19 protein-coding genes are annotated in these 14,911 nt (G+C 69.1%); 6 read left to right on the top strand and 13 right to left on the bottom strand.

Features of this window, described 5'->3' with window-relative positions; translation table 11 throughout:
- Positions 1-8 precede the first annotated feature (8 nt).
- Positions 9-1,013 (top strand): isocitrate dehydrogenase (NAD(+)), encoded by a 1,005-nt coding sequence (locus VF697_RS19125; RefSeq protein WP_331097026.1) that lies wholly within the window; start codon positions 9-11, stop codon positions 1,011-1,013.
- A gap of 51 nt (positions 1,014-1,064) precedes the next feature.
- Here VF697_RS19125 and VF697_RS19120 read toward each other — a convergent pair whose 3' ends face one another.
- From VF697_RS19120 to VF697_RS19090, 7 genes are all read right to left on the bottom strand, one after another.
- Complete coding sequence (locus VF697_RS19120) at positions 1,065-1,238, bottom strand: hypothetical protein (RefSeq protein WP_331097024.1); 174 nt, start codon at positions 1,236-1,238, stop codon at positions 1,065-1,067.
- 15 nt (positions 1,239-1,253) lie between these two features.
- Entirely contained in the window at positions 1,254-2,171 is a 918-nt protein-coding gene (locus VF697_RS19115; RefSeq protein WP_331097023.1) for a type VI immunity family protein, read from the bottom strand.
- A gap of 59 nt (positions 2,172-2,230) precedes the next feature.
- On the bottom strand, positions 2,231-2,635 hold the full coding sequence (locus tag VF697_RS19110) for a hypothetical protein (RefSeq protein ID WP_331097021.1): 405 nt from the start codon (positions 2,633-2,635) through the stop codon (positions 2,231-2,233).
- Between the two features lie 57 nt (positions 2,636-2,692).
- Entirely contained in the window at positions 2,693-3,046 is a 354-nt protein-coding gene (locus VF697_RS19105; protein ID WP_331097019.1) for a hypothetical protein, read from the bottom strand.
- Positions 3,047-3,114: 68 nt separating this feature from the next.
- A complete protein-coding gene (locus tag VF697_RS19100; RefSeq protein WP_331097017.1) occupies positions 3,115-3,495 on the bottom strand; it encodes a translation initiation factor in 381 nt (126 codons plus the stop codon).
- A 10-nt stretch (positions 3,496-3,505) separates the two neighbouring features.
- Positions 3,506-4,864: a thioredoxin domain-containing protein gene (locus tag VF697_RS19095; protein WP_331097015.1), complete on the bottom strand. Its 1,359-nt coding sequence runs from the start codon at positions 4,862-4,864 to the stop codon at positions 3,506-3,508.
- Positions 4,861-5,187: a cupin domain-containing protein gene (locus tag VF697_RS19090; protein WP_331097013.1), complete on the bottom strand. Its 327-nt coding sequence runs from the start codon at positions 5,185-5,187 to the stop codon at positions 4,861-4,863. Before VF697_RS19090 ends, VF697_RS19095 begins: the two co-directional genes overlap by 4 nt.
- A 38-nt stretch (positions 5,188-5,225) precedes the next feature.
- On the opposite strand from VF697_RS19090, the gene VF697_RS19085 reads away from it, so the two are divergent.
- A complete protein-coding gene (locus VF697_RS19085) occupies positions 5,226-6,293 on the top strand; it encodes a YgfZ/GcvT domain-containing protein (RefSeq protein ID WP_331097011.1) in 1,068 nt (355 codons plus the stop codon).
- Between the two features lie 8 nt (positions 6,294-6,301).
- Here the strand turns inward: VF697_RS19085 and VF697_RS19080 are convergent, their stop codons facing one another.
- Entirely contained in the window at positions 6,302-7,198 is an 897-nt protein-coding gene (locus VF697_RS19080; protein ID WP_331097009.1) for an aldo/keto reductase, read from the bottom strand.
- Between the two features lie 142 nt (positions 7,199-7,340).
- Here VF697_RS19080 and VF697_RS19075 point away from each other — a divergent pair, with 142 nt between their 5' ends.
- The 3 genes from VF697_RS19075 to VF697_RS19065 are packed head-to-tail and all read left to right on the top strand — an operon-like array spanning position 7,341 to position 9,562.
- On the top strand, positions 7,341-8,036 hold the full coding sequence (locus VF697_RS19075) for a Coq4 family protein (RefSeq protein WP_331097008.1): 696 nt from the start codon (positions 7,341-7,343) through the stop codon (positions 8,034-8,036).
- 51 nt (positions 8,037-8,087) lie between these two features.
- Entirely contained in the window at positions 8,088-8,858 is a 771-nt protein-coding gene (locus VF697_RS19070) for an SDR family NAD(P)-dependent oxidoreductase (protein WP_331097006.1), read from the top strand.
- A gap of 32 nt (positions 8,859-8,890) precedes the next feature.
- On the top strand, positions 8,891-9,562 hold the full coding sequence (locus VF697_RS19065; RefSeq protein ID WP_331097004.1) for a YdeI/OmpD-associated family protein: 672 nt from the start codon (positions 8,891-8,893) through the stop codon (positions 9,560-9,562).
- A gap of 12 nt (positions 9,563-9,574) precedes the next feature.
- Here the strand turns inward: VF697_RS19065 and hppD are convergent, their stop codons facing one another.
- The 3 genes from hppD to VF697_RS19050 are packed head-to-tail and all read right to left on the bottom strand — an operon-like array spanning position 9,575 to position 12,409.
- Entirely contained in the window at positions 9,575-10,738 is a 1,164-nt protein-coding gene (gene hppD / locus VF697_RS19060) for a 4-hydroxyphenylpyruvate dioxygenase (protein WP_331097002.1), read from the bottom strand.
- Between the two features lie 49 nt (positions 10,739-10,787).
- Positions 10,788-11,435: a maleylacetoacetate isomerase gene (gene maiA / locus VF697_RS19055; protein WP_331097000.1), complete on the bottom strand. Its 648-nt coding sequence runs from the start codon at positions 11,433-11,435 to the stop codon at positions 10,788-10,790.
- Positions 11,432-12,409 (bottom strand): fumarylacetoacetate hydrolase family protein, encoded by a 978-nt coding sequence (locus VF697_RS19050; RefSeq protein ID WP_331096998.1) that lies wholly within the window; start codon positions 12,407-12,409, stop codon positions 11,432-11,434. The genes maiA and VF697_RS19050 overlap by 4 nt, the downstream gene beginning before the upstream one ends.
- A gap of 199 nt (positions 12,410-12,608) precedes the next feature.
- Here VF697_RS19050 and VF697_RS19045 point away from each other — a divergent pair, with 199 nt between their 5' ends.
- Positions 12,609-13,190 (top strand): TIGR02265 family protein, encoded by a 582-nt coding sequence (locus VF697_RS19045; protein WP_331096996.1) that lies wholly within the window; start codon positions 12,609-12,611, stop codon positions 13,188-13,190.
- Positions 13,191-13,193: 3 nt separating this feature from the next.
- Here VF697_RS19045 and VF697_RS19040 read toward each other — a convergent pair whose 3' ends face one another.
- Both VF697_RS19040 and VF697_RS19035 read right to left on the bottom strand, forming a co-directional pair.
- The gene (locus VF697_RS19040; RefSeq protein ID WP_331096994.1) at positions 13,194-14,237 is read right to left on the bottom strand and encodes a hypothetical protein; all 1,044 of its coding nucleotides are present in this window, start codon (positions 14,235-14,237) and stop codon (positions 13,194-13,196) included.
- Positions 14,238-14,497: 260 nt separating this feature from the next.
- A partial coding sequence (locus tag VF697_RS19035; protein ID WP_331096992.1) for an HYR domain-containing protein occupies positions 14,498-14,911 on the bottom strand: 414 nt, incomplete at its 5' end.

The following is a 14,911-nucleotide window of genomic DNA, read 5'->3' as shown; positions in this document are numbered from 1 at the left end:
CGCGAGACATGGCGAATACGCGTACGGTCACGGTCATCAATGGCGACGGCATCGGCCCCGAGGTGATGGCGGCCACCCTCCGCGTCCTGGAGGCGCTCAAGGTTCCCCTGGAGTTCGAGTTCAAGGACGCGGGCGCCGAGGTCATCGCCAAGTACGGCACCAACCTGCCCCACGAGACGGTGGAGGCGGTGCTGCGCAGCGGCGTGGCGCTCAAGGGCCCCACGGGCACGGTGGTGGGCGGCGGCATGGCCTCGGCCAACGTGGGCCTGCGCAAGCGCCTGGACCTCTACTCCTCGCTGCGCCCGGTCAAGAGCGTGCCCGGCGTGAAGACGCGCTACGACGACGTGGACGTCGTGGTGGTGCGCGAGAACACCGAGAGCCTCTACGCCGGCCTGGAGCACATCATCGTCCCGGGCGTGGTGGAGTCGCTGAAGATCATCACCGAGAAGGCCTCCACGCGCATCGCCCGCTTCGCCTTCGAGTACGCCAAGCGGCACGGGCGCAAGAAGGTGACGTGCGTCCACAAGGCCAACATCATGAAGTTGTCGGACGGCCTCTTCCTCGACTGCACCCGCAAGGTGGGCCGGGAGTTCCCGGAGATTCAGTACGAGGAAGTCATCGTCGACAACATGTGCATGCAGATGGTGAAGGACCCGACCCGCTACGACGTGCTGGTGATGGAGAACCTGTACGGGGACATCATGAGCGACCTGTGCGCGGGCCTGGTGGGCGGCCTGGGCCTGGTGCCCGGCGCCAACATCGGTGAGCGCACGGCGGTGTTCGAGGCGGTCCACGGCACGGCGCCGGACATCGCCGGCAAGGGCCTGGCCAACCCCACCGCGCTGATGATGTCGGCGGTGATGATGCTCGACTGGATGGACATGCGCGACGAGGCGCGCAAGTTCGAGAACGCGCTCACCAAGGTGTACGGCGAGGGCAAGGTGCGCACCGGCGACCTGAGCGGCAGCGCCACCACGCGCGACTTCACCGACGCGGTCATCGCGGCGCTGTAGTCCCCCACCAGGCAGTGGAAGGGGCCCACCGCGGCGGGCCCCTCCCTTTCGTCACGGCAGGAACAGCTCGGTGCCGCTGATGGCGCTGCTGCTCCCCGGACCCCCACTCCAACCCCCGGCCAGGAGCACGTCGCCCGACGACAGCGGCGTGGCGGAGTAGGTGCTGCGGCCCACGCTCATCGTGCCCGCGGAGGACCAGGTGCCCGTCGCCGGGTCGTACAGCACGGCGAGTTCGGGACGTCAGTCGAGGAAGCGGCGCCACCAACGCAGGGTCTCCTCGTGAGACGCGCCCTTGAAGTCGTGGGACTTGGGACATGGGTAGAGCCAGGGCTCCAACACACGTGCGAGCTCGCGGTACGCGGGGAGGTCGCGGCCTTGCGTCAGGTCTCCGCCCTCGGGCCACTGTCCCAGCGTCACCACGACCCGCTCGCCCTCCAGCTCCTGCACCGTGGTTCCGGGGGAGTGCAGCCGGGAGCGCAGACCCGCCGCGCCCCCCAACTCTCCCAGTACCGGATGGCCCAGGAAGTTGAGCCAATGCACGCCATCCACCCGGGACCCGAGGGACAGGCTCCCATGTGCCACATCCAACCCCGGATAGCGGAAGGCTTCCTCGTGAATCCCTTCCAGAGAGGAACCAAAGGGGCTGGGTGAATAGAAGGCGAGGCCGGCATGGCCGGAGGAGAATGGCAGCAATGAGGCCAGTTCCAGCGCCAGCTCCCGCAGTCTCCCGGGGCCGTGCGCCTCGAGGTACTCCGTGGGCCACGAGAAGCTCACCATGCTGACCTCGTCCTTCACTGGAGCTCGTGCGCGCCATGGGAGACGAGCCCAGTAGAAGAAGCCGTAGCCGCTGACGCCGGAGTCGCCACCGGACAGCTCCACGGTCCGCTCGAACTGATTCTTCACATAGAAGTGGACCGTCTGTTTGTCTTCGACGTCCTCGAGGAAGCGGGGTCCGACAGGTGGGGAGAGCTCATCGCGGATCCGCTCCCAAGCGTCCGCGTGCAGCCAAGAGGGCTCGTAGCCAAGATCGTACTCGGAGAAGACGTCCGGCCCGGTGCCGACAGCATCGAGGTAGACATCGAGCGCACGCCGCACCCGCTCCGCGAGCTCATGGTGGTCAAACGGCAGATGCAGAACGAGCCTGACCACTTCCCGCATGGAGAGGCGCTCGCCGTCCGGCCGCGAGGAGCGGAGACGAATTCGAGGGTAGTGGTCGGTCATCGGCTGATTCCAAGCTGAGGCGTGACGAGTGCGCTCCGTTTCTCCCCTGGGAGGTCTTTGTACTTGTCCAACTTCCGGCTCAGCGTCCGCTTCTGGTACCCAAGGGGGTCGCTCTTGCTCGTGGAGGTACAAGGGAAAAGGAAGTCGTAGAGGAATTGAACCTTGTTGGCGTCGCGCACCAGATGCAGAACGATGTCGGGGACAAGAGAGCCTGTCCCTTCATCGGTGAGGGCGTACTCTTCGCCCGGCGGCTTCTTGCCATAGCGTGGTTCCCGGGTGAGGTGGTCCGAGAATTCCCGACCAAGCTTTCGCTCGACACAGGCGAAGGCCACCTCATGCTTCATCGTTCCCAGTTCCATGGCCCGAGTTATCCTCTTGCCCTTCGCGTTCTTGCCGACCACCCGGTCACACTCGGGATCACTCGGGTAGCCCTCCTTGGGGTACTCCCGTTGATTGACCTAGGAGTCGGCTTCCTTGGCGCACTGGATGAGCACCTCCTCGACCCGAGCCACCTCCGCCTCGTCGAGGAACTCCTTGAGGGTGAGGAGGCCCTGAACGGTCTCAGCCGCCTGCACGATCTTTCGCACCGTGGCGGGGACGACGAACTCCCCGCTCGCCGCGGGAGCCGCACATCCGGGGTTGAGCGCACACGACTGCTTGTAGCTCGAGGGAACGCCACGCCGCGCTCCAGCCCACCGAGGTGAGCCCGTGGCGCACGCGGACTGGAGCAGCAAAACGACCAGGGACAGCAAGCCCAACAAGGAGCGCTGGCCCAGGCCCGCCAGAAGCTGGCCAACAAGACGGGTGGACAAGCCGCATCTCCCAACAAGACATATGGGCCAGGTCAGCAGCGCCACCTCCCCAACTCCACGGCGGGCCCTCAGCCCACGGTGACGCGGCGCACGCCTCGGGCCTCCAGGAGCGCGGGCAGGCGCTCGCGCTGGTCCCCTTGCAGCACCAGGGTGTCGTCCTCCACGGTGCCGCCGCAGCCGAGGCCACCCTTGAGGGCCTTCAGCCACTTCTCCAGCTCCGCGGCCGGCAGCCCGAGCTGCTCCACCACCGTCACCTCCTTGCCACCACGGCCCTTGCGCTCCATGCGCACCACGGCGCGCGCGGGGCCCTTGGGCTCCTCGGCCTTCTTCACCGGCGCGGGAGCCGGCCCGGCGGGCAGCTCCTCGCGCTTGAGCCCCAGGGCGGCGAAGGGGTTGTGGAAGGGCGCCGCCGGGGCGGGCGACTCGGGCTTCTTGTCGCGCTTACCCATCGCGGCCCACTCAGTGCGGGTGGTCGTGGGCCTGCAGGGCCTGCGGCTGAGGCTGCGGCAGCAGGCTGAAGGCCGCGGCGTTGGCATCCCCGTCCGCCAGGATGATGGCGTACAGGAAGGGCTCGATGGGCGGCGCGGTGCGGCCGTTGATGACCACGAGCGGCGTGCCCTCCAGGTGGTGCTTCATCGCGTACTCCACGTCCTCGACGATCTTCCGGCCCGTCTCCTGTCTGGCGACGCACTCCTCGAGCTGCGAGCGCTCGACGGAGCCGGAGGAGAGGATGTCCATCACCTTGCCGGACGAGAGCGTGGCCTGCTCGGCGAAGAGCTTCTCGCGCAGCGACCAGAAGTCAGGGGCGCCCTCGAGGCAGACCTGCGCCTTGGCGGCCAGGCAACGGATGCCCGTGGGGTCGACGGCCCGCGGGGGCATGGCGGGGTTGCAGGCCGCGTCGAGCGGGAACTGGCGGGCCTCCAGCGACAGCTTGCCCTCGGGGAGGCGCTTCTTCATGAGGGTGAGGGTCTCCACCAGGGACTTGCAGTGGGGGCACCGGCTGTCCGTCCACTCGACCATCTTCACCGGCGCGTTCTCGGGCCCGTAGCGGAGGCGAGCGGGCGCATGGGCCGCCAGGGGCTCCTCCTGACGGTAGCGGGCGAGCGCGTTGGAGACGGCCTGCTGCTCCTTCGGGGTGAGGCTGCCCAGGTACGCCTCCAGCGACGCCGGGAGGGGCGTGACGGGCGCGCTGGCGCTCTGCTCGGAGGAGGAGGAAGAGGAGGAGGAGGAGGCCCGGGGGGTCTGCATGCCGGGCACGAGCAGCGCGAGGTAGCCGGCCACGGCGAAGCCGCCCGTCCACTGGAGGGCGCGGCCCCACTCACCGGCCTGCGGCAGGACGGGGCCGGGCAGCATGCGCCAGGCCACGCCGGCGAAGGCGAGCGAGAGGGCATAGGTGCCCAGGCACGTGGGACACAGGGCGCCGGAGCTCGCGCTCGCGGTGGCGAAGACGAGGCTGGCCGCCACACCGGCCGCGGCCGTCAGGCGCAGCCCGTTGGTGGCGGGCCGCACGGTGTACCCGTTGCGCCGCCACACGAGGTAGAGGGCGGAGAGCGCCACGGCGACGATGCCCCACACCAGGCCGAGCCCGGCCACCGGCATGCGCACCAGCTCATGCACCGCGCTGGCGAAGGGCGAGTTCCACACCGTCTCGCAGTTGATGCGCTCGGAGATGCCACACTGGGTCGTGCCGCCACCACGCAGGGTGAGCAGCTCGCTCCACTGGTAGATGGCGAGCGCGCTCTCGGCGAGGCCCAGGGCGAGCAGCACCTGGGCACCACGGACCGGGACGGGTGGGGGCGGATTGGCCTTCTTGCTCATGCGTGCTCCGGAGGAGGGGTCATCAAAACGAGGAGGCGGGCGTTGTCGGGGCCATCATTGGTGACGCCGTGCTCGACGCCCGCGGGTGCGAAGAGGGCGGCCCCGGGGCCATGGGAGGCCTCGTCGGTGCCGATGCGAAAGCGGCAGCTCCCCTCGAGGACGAGGTACACCTTGTCCGAGGTGGCGTGCCGGTGGGGCTTCTGGGTCTGGCCGGGAGTCAGGCAGTACACGTCCAGGAAGAAGCGCTCGGATTGGAAGAGGTTGTGCTTCTGGAGCTTCTCGGCCGAGAAACCCAGGAAGTCCGACAGGTGTCTCACATCCATCGTGGCATTCACTCCAGGGCCTCTATATAGCGACGGACATGGAACCGCTGTCTCTGCATTTTCTTCATGAGCAGGCAGGCGCCCGCTTCCTGGATGTCAACGGCCGGGAAGTGGCGACCGATTACGGGGATGGAGAGTCGGAATACCGGGCCGCCCGGGAAGCGGTGGCCCTCCATGATGCCACCTATCGTGAAGCGCTGCGGATAACCGGGGAGGACCGCGCAAGCTTCCTGCACGGGATGGTGACCCAGGAAGTGAAGGGGCTGGCGGCCGGGGCGGCCACCTACGCGGCGATGATCACCGTGAAGGGCGCCATGGTGGCGGACGCCCGCATCCTGCGGCGCGAGGCGGACCTCCTCCTGGACGTGGAGCCCGGGATGGGCGCCAAGGTCCGGGAGTTCCTGGAGAAATTCCTCATCTCCGAGGACGCGGAGCTGCACGACGCCTCGGGCGAGCTGGGGGTGCTCCGGCTGCTGGGACCCCGGACGGCCGACCTGCTGGGCGCCGCGCTGGGAGGCCCGTTCGCTCCCCTGCCCCAGGACGCCACCCGGGCCGCCCCCCTGGCGGGCCAGGAGGTGCTGCTGGTGGGCTCCACCCGGGTGGAGCCGCATGGGGTGGACCTGCTGGTGCCTCACGGCGGGCTGGAGGCGGTGTGGAAGGCGCTGGTGGCGGCGGGTCCGGCCTTCGGGCTCAGGCCGCTGGGCTGGCGGGCCCTGGAGGTGCTGCGGGTGGAGGCGGGCGTGCCGCGCTTCGGGCAGGACATGGTGGAGACCACCATCCCCCTGGAGGCGAACCTCACGCACGCCATCTCGTACAACAAGGGGTGCTACATCGGCCAGGAGGTCATCGCGCGGGCCACCTTCCGGGGGCACATGAACCGCAAACTGACGGGCCTGCTGCTCGGCGCCACCGAGGCGACGCCCGGCACCGAGCTGAAGAAGGACGGCAAGAAGGTGGGTTGGTTGACCACCGTGGTGCGCTCGCCGCGCCAGGGGCAGGTGGTGGCGCTGGGGTACGTGCACCGGGACCATCTGGAGCCGGGGACGGTGCTGGCGGTGGGCGAAGGCCCGGCCGAGGCCACCGTGGCGGCCCTGCCCCTGGGCTGAGGACGGGCTCAGCGCCGCGAGGCCTGTTGCGCGCGCCAGGCCTCCTGGCCCTGGGCGTCGAGGGCGCGGAAGTCCTCGTCGCTCAGCTTCACGGTGGCCGCCGCGGTGTTCTCCTCGAGGTGCTTCACCTTCCCGGTCCCCGGAATCGGCAGCATGACGGGCGAGCGCTTCAGCACCCACGCGAGCGCGACCTGCGAGGGCGTGGCACCGACCTTCTTGGCGATGGTGTCGAGCACCCCGCCCTCCTTGGCCAGCGGACCCCCGGCGAGCGGGTACCAGGGAATGAAGCCGATGCCGTGCTTCTCGCAGTGGTCGAGCACCGCCTCGCTCTGGCGGCTCACGAGGTTGTAGAGGTTCTGCACCGTCGCGACCTTGAAGAACCGGCTCGCGGCCTGGATGTCCTCGACGGAGACCTCGCTCAACCCGACGTGGCGGATCAGCCCTGCGCGCTGCAGCTCCGCGATGGCCCCGAACTGCTCGTCGCGCGGCACCTTCGCGTCGATGCGATGGAGCTGCCAGAGCTCGAGCCGCTCCAGCTTGAGGCGCCGGAGGCTCATCAGCACGCACTGCTTGAGGTACTCGGGCCGACCGACGGGGAGCCAGAGGTTGGGCCCGTGCCGGGTCAACCCCCCCTTGGTGGCGATGACCAGGCCGCGCTTGTACGGCGCGAGGACCTCCGCGAGGATCTCCTCGCTGGTGGCGGGACCATAGCTGTCGGCGGTATCGATGAAGTTGAGCCCCAGCTCGGGAACGCGCGCCACGGTCCGTCGTGCCTCCTTCGGATCTTCCGGGTCCCCCCAGATGCCGTTGCCGGTGATGCGCATCGCACCGAACCCGAGCCGGTTCACCTCGAGGTCGCCGCCAATCCGGAAGGTGCCGCTCGCCGCCGCGTTGATCGTCGTCATCCGCTCTCCTGGTGTCACTGGGCTGTCGGCAACCCTAACCGGAGCCGCCTCCCCCCCGCAGCGCGTTTGTCGCCCCCCTTCGCGAGGCAGCGAAAGCAGGAGATGATCTGATTGCACCTCCGACCTTTCATCTGGAGCCTCCATGTCCGACGTTGTCCCCCCGCCTCCCTCCCTGCCCGAGAACGCCTCGCTGCTCACGCGCCTGCGCACGGCCTGGCAGGCCCTGGAGGTCCTGAAGCGCGACGCCTCGGACCCGGTCTACGGCCCCCTGTTCAACGAGTGCCTGGATATCGATGTCTACAAGTCGCTGGTCCGCACGTTCTCCCGGAGTGAAGAGGGGCGTCGGCTCCTCTCCGAGCGGCCTTCACTGCGGGCGGGAGACCTGGACCTGGAGGCGCTGGAGAAGCTGCCGTCGGGAACGCTCGGCCGCGAGCTCATGCGCTACTTCCAGGACAACAACATCCAACCGTTCCCGACCACCCAGCCGGTGACCACCGACCTCCAGTACATCGGCAAGCGTGTGCGCGAGACGCATGACCTCTTCCACGTGGTGACGGGCTACAAGACCGACGTCGTGGGCGAGATGGAGCTCCAGGCGTTCATCCTGGGCAACCTCCACCTCCCCACCGCGGTGCTCATCCTCCTCTTCTCGTCGCGGGACCTTCACAAGCGCGTGCCCCAGTTCGACGCGGGCGAGTACAGGCGGCGGCTGTGGGCCGCGTTCCGGCGCGGCGGCAGGTCCCGGCACTTCGCCAGCTTCCCGTGGGAGTCGCACTGGGAGACGCCGGTGGCGCAGCTGCGTCAGCAGCTCTGCGCTCCCGCGGAAGAGTGGAACTGAGGTGGGTATCCGTTTGAGGAGTCCCCCAAGGGGACGGGAGGGAAGGAAGCGATGCGAGGACTGAAAGGCAAGAGGATCATCATCGCTGGTGGCGCGACGGGCATCGGCGCCGCGACGGCCGAGCGGCTGGCCGCCGAGGGCGCACGCGTGCTCGTCGGGGACATCAACCTGGAGGGGGCCGAGGCCACCGTCAGACGCATCGCCGCGGCGGGGGGCGAGGCGAAGGCGGCCCGATTCGACCTGGCGGACGAGGCCTCGGTGCGCGACCTGGTACAGCTCGCGGTGGACGCCTTCGGTGGCGTGGACGGACTGGCCAACATCGGAGCCGACCTCTCCCCCGAGACCATCGGCCGGGACCGGGACCTGCTCGAGATGGACACCGCCGTCTGGGAGCGGACCTTCCGCGTGAACCTCACCGGCTACGCCCACACCTGCCGCGCCGTCCTCCCCCACCTCCAGAAGAGCGGCGGCGGCGCCATCGTGAACACCTCGTCGGGCGCGGCCTTCGTCGGCGAGGCGACCCGGCCGGCCTACGCCGCCTCCAAGGCCGGCATCAACGCCCTCACCCGCCACGTCGCCCGACGCTGGGGGCCGGAGAACATCCGGTGCAATGGGGTCACGCCCGGCGCCGTCATGAGCGAGACCGCGCTGCGCACGATGAGCGAGGAGTTCAAGACCCGGCTGCGCGCCAACACCACCCTGAACCGACTCGGTCGCCCCGAGGATCTCGCGAACGCCATCTGCTTCCTGCTCTCCGATGACAGCTCGTGGGTGAACGGGCAGATCTGGAACGTCGATGGTGGCTCCAACTTCCGCGAGTGAGCCCTGAAGCGCCCGCACCGAATGAGGACCCGATGAGCCCCGCGAAGAAGGCCGTGACGAAGACGCCCAAGGCGAAGACGCCGACAGCGAAGACAGCGAAGGCGAAGACGCCGAAGGTGAAGCCAGCGCCCGTGGGGGAGCTACCGATCATCTCCTTCGCGCAGCCGCGCGCGTGGTCCACGTGGCTGGCCTCGAACCACGCGTCGTCGCGCGGCGTGTGGCTGAAGCTCGCCAAGAAGGCGTCTGGCATCGAGTCGATCAACTACGCGCAGGCGCTCGAGGTGGCGCTCGCGTGGGGGTGGATCGACGGACAGAAGAGGAGCCACGACGACACGGCGTGGCTCCAGAAGTTCACGCCGCGCGGCGCCAGGAGCATCTGGTCCAAGATCAACCGCGAGAAGGCCCTGGCGCTCATCGCCTCGGGCGAGATGAAGCCGCCAGGGCTGGAGCAGGTCGAGCGCGCGAAGCAGGACGGACGCTGGGAGGCGGCCTACGACTCACCGAGCCGCGCGACCGTGCCCGAGGATCTCTCGGCCGCCCTCGCCGCGAACGCCCGGGCGGCCGAGTTCTTCTCCACGCTCGACGCGACGAACCGCTACGCGGTGCTGTTCCGCATCCACACCGCGAAGAAGCCCGAGACCCGTGCCAGGCGCATCTCCCAGTTCGTCGAGATGCTCGCCCGGCACGAGAAGCTGCACCCCTGAGACGGGGGCGGACTACAGCCGCCCTTCCGCCTTCTGCTGGCGCTCGATGCTCTCGAACAGGGCGCGGAAGTTGCCGCCACCGAAGCCCTGGTCTCCCTTGCGCTGGATGATCTCGTAGAAGAACGGGCCCGCGCTCGGGTCCTTATAAAGAGCCGCCGCGTCCTTCATGAAGATCTGCAGCAGGTAGCTGTGCTCCCCGCCCCCGTCCACGAGCACCTCCAGGTCGCGCAGCACCTGGATGTCCTCGTCGATCTTCTTGATGCCCAGCCGCTGGATGCGCTCGGGCAGCGCGTCGTAGTACGTGCCCGGGGTGGGCATGAAGGAGATGCCCGCCCGCTCGCGCATCTCCTTCACCGCGGTGAGGATGTCCTTCACCACCAGGGCCAGGTGCTGCACGCCGTCGCCCTTGTGGTCCTCGTTGAAGATGTTGATCTGCGAGGCCTTGAAGAAGGGCTTCAGGGGCTCGTTGTTGGCGAACTTCACCCGGCTCACGGGGTCCCACATCACCTCGGAGCGCAGGCCCGAGCCGTGCTCGCGCTTCTGCTTGGCCGCCACGTCCTCGGTGTGGAACTGGATCTCCCAGAACTTCTCGAAGCCCATCACGTGCTCCATCCACAGGAGCATGGGCCTCATCGTCTGGAAGTTGGACGTGATGTGGTCGATGTGCGTGAAGCCATAGCGGTTGGCGCCGCCGCGCGGCTTCTCGTACTGCATGAAGCCCGGGTAGAGGGCCTGGTAGCCCTCGCGCTGGATGAAGCGGAAGGTGGTGTCGCCGAAGGGCGTGGCGATGGAGAACTGCGCCAGCTTGCCGCCCTTCGCGTCGGTGTGGCGCTCGATGTCGTTGATGAAGGTGGCGCCCCGCTGCTCCAGCAGGCGGTACGTCTTGTCGATGTCCTCCACCTGGTAGTTGAGGGTGCCCACCCCGTCCGGGTGCTTGCGCAGGTAGCGCCAGGCGCGACCGCCCTCGCCCACCGGCTGGCTCACCACCAGCACGATGTTGCCCGCCTGGAAGACGGCGGACTTCTGCCGGCCCTGCTTCTCCAGCTCCGGCGAGGAGACGCCCTGCTCCGCGAAGTCCAGCCCGTCCACGTAGAAGCGCCGGCTGCGCTCCAGGTCGTGCACGTACCAGTGGACACTCTCCAACCCCTTGATGCCCAGAGACTCGACCTTCGCCATTCGTCGCCTCCTTCGGTGCTTCCTGTTCAGGTGCCGCGGCGCAACCGACTCAAGCCGGCTGCGCGTCGGGCTGCCGATCCGCATGGGCCGCCTGGAAGGCGGGGAGGCTGGCGCAGGCCGCCTCGATGCGGGTGAGCAGCTCGTACGGCCCGAGGTCTACCCCGAAACGCCGGGCGCCGTAGAGTTGGGGCACCAGGCAGATGTCCGCGAACGACACCTCGCGGCCCAGGCAGTACGTCCCCGCCGTCTCCTGGAGGGCCGTCTGGAAGGCCGCGAGCCCCCGATCAATCCAATAGGCGCACCACGCCTTGTCGTCGCCCTTGAGCTCCCCCTTGATGCGCTGCAGCACGGCCAGGTTCTGCAGCGGCTGAATCCCCGAGTTCACCATCTCGGACAACATCCGGCACCGGGCGCGGAGGTACGGGTCGGCCGGCAGCAGGGCGGGCGAGGGGTGACGCTCCTCCAGGTACTCGAGGATGGCGAGCGACTGGGACAGGCGGCGCACCTGGCCGCCCTCGGTGAGCTCCAGCGTGGGCACGGTGCGCATGGGGTTGATGGCGCGGTAGGCCTCGCTGTGCTGCTCGCCCCCGTCCTTCACCAGGTGCACCGGCACGTACTCGTAGGACAGGCCCTTGAGGTGGAGCGCGATGCGCACGCGCCACGAGCACGACGAGCGCCAGTAACTGTAGAGCTTCATGGCTTCACCACCTTCTGGGAGATGCATCCGAAGAGGCTGCTTCCATCCGGGCCGAACATCTCGATGTCGATGGTGTCCCCCACCTTCATGAAGGGCGTCTTGGGCGAGCCCGTCTCGATGGTCTCGATCATCCGGCGCTCGGCGAGGCACGAGATGCCGCGGGCGCGATCCTCGTTGGAGACGGTGCCGCTGCCGAGGATGGTGCCGGCGGTGAAGGGGCGCGTCTTGGAGATGTGCTGGATGAGGTCGAAGAAGGAGAAGTGCATCTCCGGGCCGGCGTCGGTGTCCCCCACCACCTGCCCGTTGAGGGTGGAGCGCAGGCGCAGGTGGACGCGGCCGTCCTTCCACGCGGGGCCGAGCTCGTCCGGGGTGAGGGCGAAGGGGCTGAAGGCGCTGGAGGGCTTGCCCTGGAAGAAGCCGAAGCCCTTGGCCAGCTCGTTGGGGATGAGGTTGCGCAGGGTGACGTCGTTGACGAGCATCACCAGCTTCACGTACGGCGCCGCGTCCTTCGCCTGGGTGCCCAGCGGCACGTCACCGAGGATGACGGCCACCTCGGACTCGTAGTCCATGCCCCACGCCTCGTCGTGCAGGGGCAGGTCCTGCGTGGGCGCGAGGAAGGTGCCGGAGCCCCCCTGGTAGACGAGCGGGTCCGTCTTCATCGTGGGCGGGGGCTCGGCGTTGCGCGCCTTGCGCACGAGGATGACGTGGTTGAGGTAGGCGCTGCCATCCACCCACTCGTAGGCGCGGGGCAGCGGCGAGAGCAGGGCGCGCACGTCGACGGGGTGGCTCCGCACGCGGCCGGCCTCGAGCTCCTCGGCGAGCGCGCGCAGCCTGGGCTCCGTCTCGTCCCACGTATCGAGCGCGGCCTGGAGCGTCAGGGCCACGTGGGTGGCGAGCGCGTAGGCGGAGTTGTCCCGCTTGACGACGATGAGCCGTCCATCGCGGGTTCCGTCGTTGAGGGTGGCGAGCTTCACGCGTCGGACTCCCAGGCGGCCCGGAGAAGAAGAGGAGGCGGGCCGGCGCCTCGCCCCGGGCTTTTCCGTGCCAGCGCACGGGGAGTCAAGCGAAGTCCGCTCGCGCCCCCGGGGAGGGTTGGGAGCGCGTTTCCTACCCGAAGTCCCAAATTCTCGACCTGCGGCAATGGGGCGTTAAGCTTCCAGGTGGACCCAAACCATGCCCTCCAACAAGACCGAACTCGCCGCGCGCATCGCCGTCACCAAACCGGGCGACGCCGTCCGAGGCCTCTTCTTCAAGGTGGTGTTCGATCTCATCGAGCAGAAGGGGGGCATGGAGGCGCTGCGGCAGGTGCGCACCGGCGCGCTGACCAAGGACATCAGCGAGCTGCGCACCTACCCGGCCGCGGACTACCTCACCCTGCTCTACAGCGCGGCGGACGTGCTGGAGGAGAAGCTGGGCCCGGCCGACGTGGTGTTCAACGCCTGTGGCAGGGCCTGCGTGGGGCGCTTCTCCAAGGGCCCGGGCCAGGTCGTCTTCGGCATCCTCGGCAAGGGGGACCCGCAGCGGCTCTTCGCCCAGACGCGCGTGGCCTTCAGCACCGTGGTGACGTACGGCACGCGCGAGCATCGCCCCGCCGGCCCCAAGGCCTGCATCATCGCCTACCGCGGCGACATGCAGCCGGCCGCCTACCATGTGGGCATCTTCGAAGGCGCCCTGGAGGCGCTGGGCTTCAAGGGCACCGTGAAGGCCCACACGCTCAACATCGACTCGGTGGACTACGAAATTTCCTGGGAGTGAGGCTCACTCCAGCGGGGTGAGCGTCAGGTCCATCACGCCGATGAGGCGCTCGCCCACCGAGGCCCAGCAGTAGAAGCGGTGGTCGGAGCCCTCCACGCCGTGGCGGTGGGCGCCGAACGTCACCGTCTCCCCGGCGAAGGCGAGGCTCTCGGCGCGCACCTCGCCCCGCGTCACCAGGTAGCGCGCCTGCTCGTTGCCCAGCAGTTGGCGCAGCAGCGTGCCGGCCAGCCCAGACAGCCCGCTCATCACCACCGCCACCGGCAGCACCGGGTGCAGGGCGAAGTGGCCCTTGCAGTGGTCGGCGTTCACCGGCCCCAGCTGGGCCTTCAGGCACTCGCCGTCGCGCACGTGGTCGCGCAGCGCCAGCGGCAGGCGGTGGGGGTTCTGCCGCATGGCGGCGAAGTCGCCCGGCATGGCGCCCCGCGGCGCGCGCTCGGCCCGGGGCTCGCGGCGCATCTCCAGCCGGGCTCCCTGGAAGAGGCGCAGGAAGGCCTGCGCGGACAGCACGTTGTAGTCCACCTCGAGCGAGAAGAGCGGCAGGCCGTCGGGGCTCGCGAGCACCATGTGCGCCAGCGCGCTGCGCTTGTCCGTGAAGCGCGCCTGCGCCAGGCCCCACAGGTCCTCGTCGAAGCGCCCCTGGGGGCCGTGGTGCAGCCGCTCCAGCCGCGCGCGCCGGGCCAGGTAGTAGTGCTGCCCGTCCTTGGGGTTCACCAGCGACGCCGCGCACGAGCCGAGGATGGCCAGGTGCCGCCCCACCTCGGCAGCGTTGATGGGCGAGGCCTCCGCCCCGGGCTCCTGCTCCACCGGCACCCGCGCCAGCACCTCGCCCGGGCCCATCTCCGTCACCTCGCGCAGCGCGAAGTACGGGTCCCTCACGCAGATGCGCGCGTAGAGTTCTGACGTGTTCAGCATCGGGTGGCTCCGTGTCCCCGCGTCCTCGAAGGGCATCCGGTCACCCCAGAGGGTGGCCAGGACGGGTGCGGCCAGGGCGGAGACGGAGTTGACCGGCTGGGGGGCAGTCGGAAGCAGGCGGAGTGCGTTACCCATGCGTCTTCCCTCGTGTGGCGACCCTTGGGGGGGAAAGGGTCCCGTGCGACACCTAGGGTGTCGGAGCTGACACGGGGGTGCACCCTACCCCAGGTGCGTTCGCGCAGGTAGGGGGTAACTTTGCCGTGAGGTCAAATCTCGTTGGCCCCCGGACACCTGAAGGGGAAGGTGCTGAATTCCCAGCGATTTTCAGACCGTGAGAACCCGCCCCGGCGGGGGCTCCGAGGCGGGTGCTCGCGGTGACAGCGGGTGGGTCGGGCTCAGGGCAACGAGACGCCGAGGCTCACCCGCACCCCGAAGTCACACGAGGCCGTGTTACCGGAGCCGTCCTTCGCGGTGCAGGTGACGCGCGTCAGGCCCAGCGGGAAGAGCGTACCGGAGGGGTGCGAGCAGGTGACGGGCGCCGGGCCGCAGTTGTCCCTGGCCGAGACGGCGTACCGCACCGCGACCCCCAGGTCGAGGTTGGAGCCCAGGCCCACCTGGACGTCCACCGAGAGGGGGCAGGTGATGGTGGGCTTCGAGGTGTCCACCACGGTGACGGTGCCCACGCACTGAGCGCTCGCCTCCCCGTCGAAGGCCGTCAGCGTGACGGCGTGGCTGCCCGGGCCGAAGGAGGCATCGGGAGCCTGGGTCACCGAGAGCGGCGAGGGCCCGTGGTCCGGGTCGTGGCTGCC

The sequence above is a fragment of the Archangium sp. genome, from assembly GCF_036388035.1.
Lineage (GTDB): Bacteria > Myxococcota > Myxococcia > Myxococcales > Myxococcaceae > Archangium.
This window is presented reverse-complemented; position numbering and strand designations above follow the sequence as displayed.

What these genes read in the sequence shown, in the direction of transcription:
- VF697_RS19065 (WP_331097004.1), top strand. Translation starts at nt 8,891, where the DNA reads ATGAGCCCCGCGAAGAAGGCCGTGACGAAGACGCCCAAGGCGAAGACG.
- VF697_RS19095 (WP_331097015.1), bottom strand. Translation starts at nt 4,864, where the DNA reads ATGAGCAAGAAGGCCAATCCGCCCCCACCCGTCCCGGTCCGTGGTGCC.
- maiA (WP_331097000.1), bottom strand. Translation starts at nt 11,435, where the DNA reads ATGAAGCTCTACAGTTACTGGCGCTCGTCGTGCTCGTGGCGCGTGCGC.
- VF697_RS19070 (WP_331097006.1), top strand. Translation starts at nt 8,088, where the DNA reads ATGCGAGGACTGAAAGGCAAGAGGATCATCATCGCTGGTGGCGCGACG.
- VF697_RS19100 (WP_331097017.1), bottom strand. Translation starts at nt 3,495, where the DNA reads ATGGGTAAGCGCGACAAGAAGCCCGAGTCGCCCGCCCCGGCGGCGCCC.
- VF697_RS19090 (WP_331097013.1), bottom strand. Translation starts at nt 5,187, where the DNA reads ATGGATGTGAGACACCTGTCGGACTTCCTGGGTTTCTCGGCCGAGAAG.
- VF697_RS19115 (WP_331097023.1), bottom strand. Translation starts at nt 2,171, where the DNA reads ATGCGGGAAGTGGTCAGGCTCGTTCTGCATCTGCCGTTTGACCACCAT.
- VF697_RS19040 (WP_331096994.1), bottom strand. Translation starts at nt 14,237, where the DNA reads ATGGGTAACGCACTCCGCCTGCTTCCGACTGCCCCCCAGCCGGTCAAC.
- VF697_RS19045 (WP_331096996.1), top strand. Translation starts at nt 12,609, where the DNA reads ATGCCCTCCAACAAGACCGAACTCGCCGCGCGCATCGCCGTCACCAAA.
- VF697_RS19080 (WP_331097009.1), bottom strand. Translation starts at nt 7,198, where the DNA reads ATGACGACGATCAACGCGGCGGCGAGCGGCACCTTCCGGATTGGCGGC.
- VF697_RS19125 (WP_331097026.1), top strand. Translation starts at nt 9, where the DNA reads ATGGCGAATACGCGTACGGTCACGGTCATCAATGGCGACGGCATCGGC.
- VF697_RS19075 (WP_331097008.1), top strand. Translation starts at nt 7,341, where the DNA reads ATGTCCGACGTTGTCCCCCCGCCTCCCTCCCTGCCCGAGAACGCCTCG.
- hppD (WP_331097002.1), bottom strand. Translation starts at nt 10,738, where the DNA reads ATGGCGAAGGTCGAGTCTCTGGGCATCAAGGGGTTGGAGAGTGTCCAC.
- VF697_RS19085 (WP_331097011.1), top strand. Translation starts at nt 5,226, where the DNA reads ATGGAACCGCTGTCTCTGCATTTTCTTCATGAGCAGGCAGGCGCCCGC.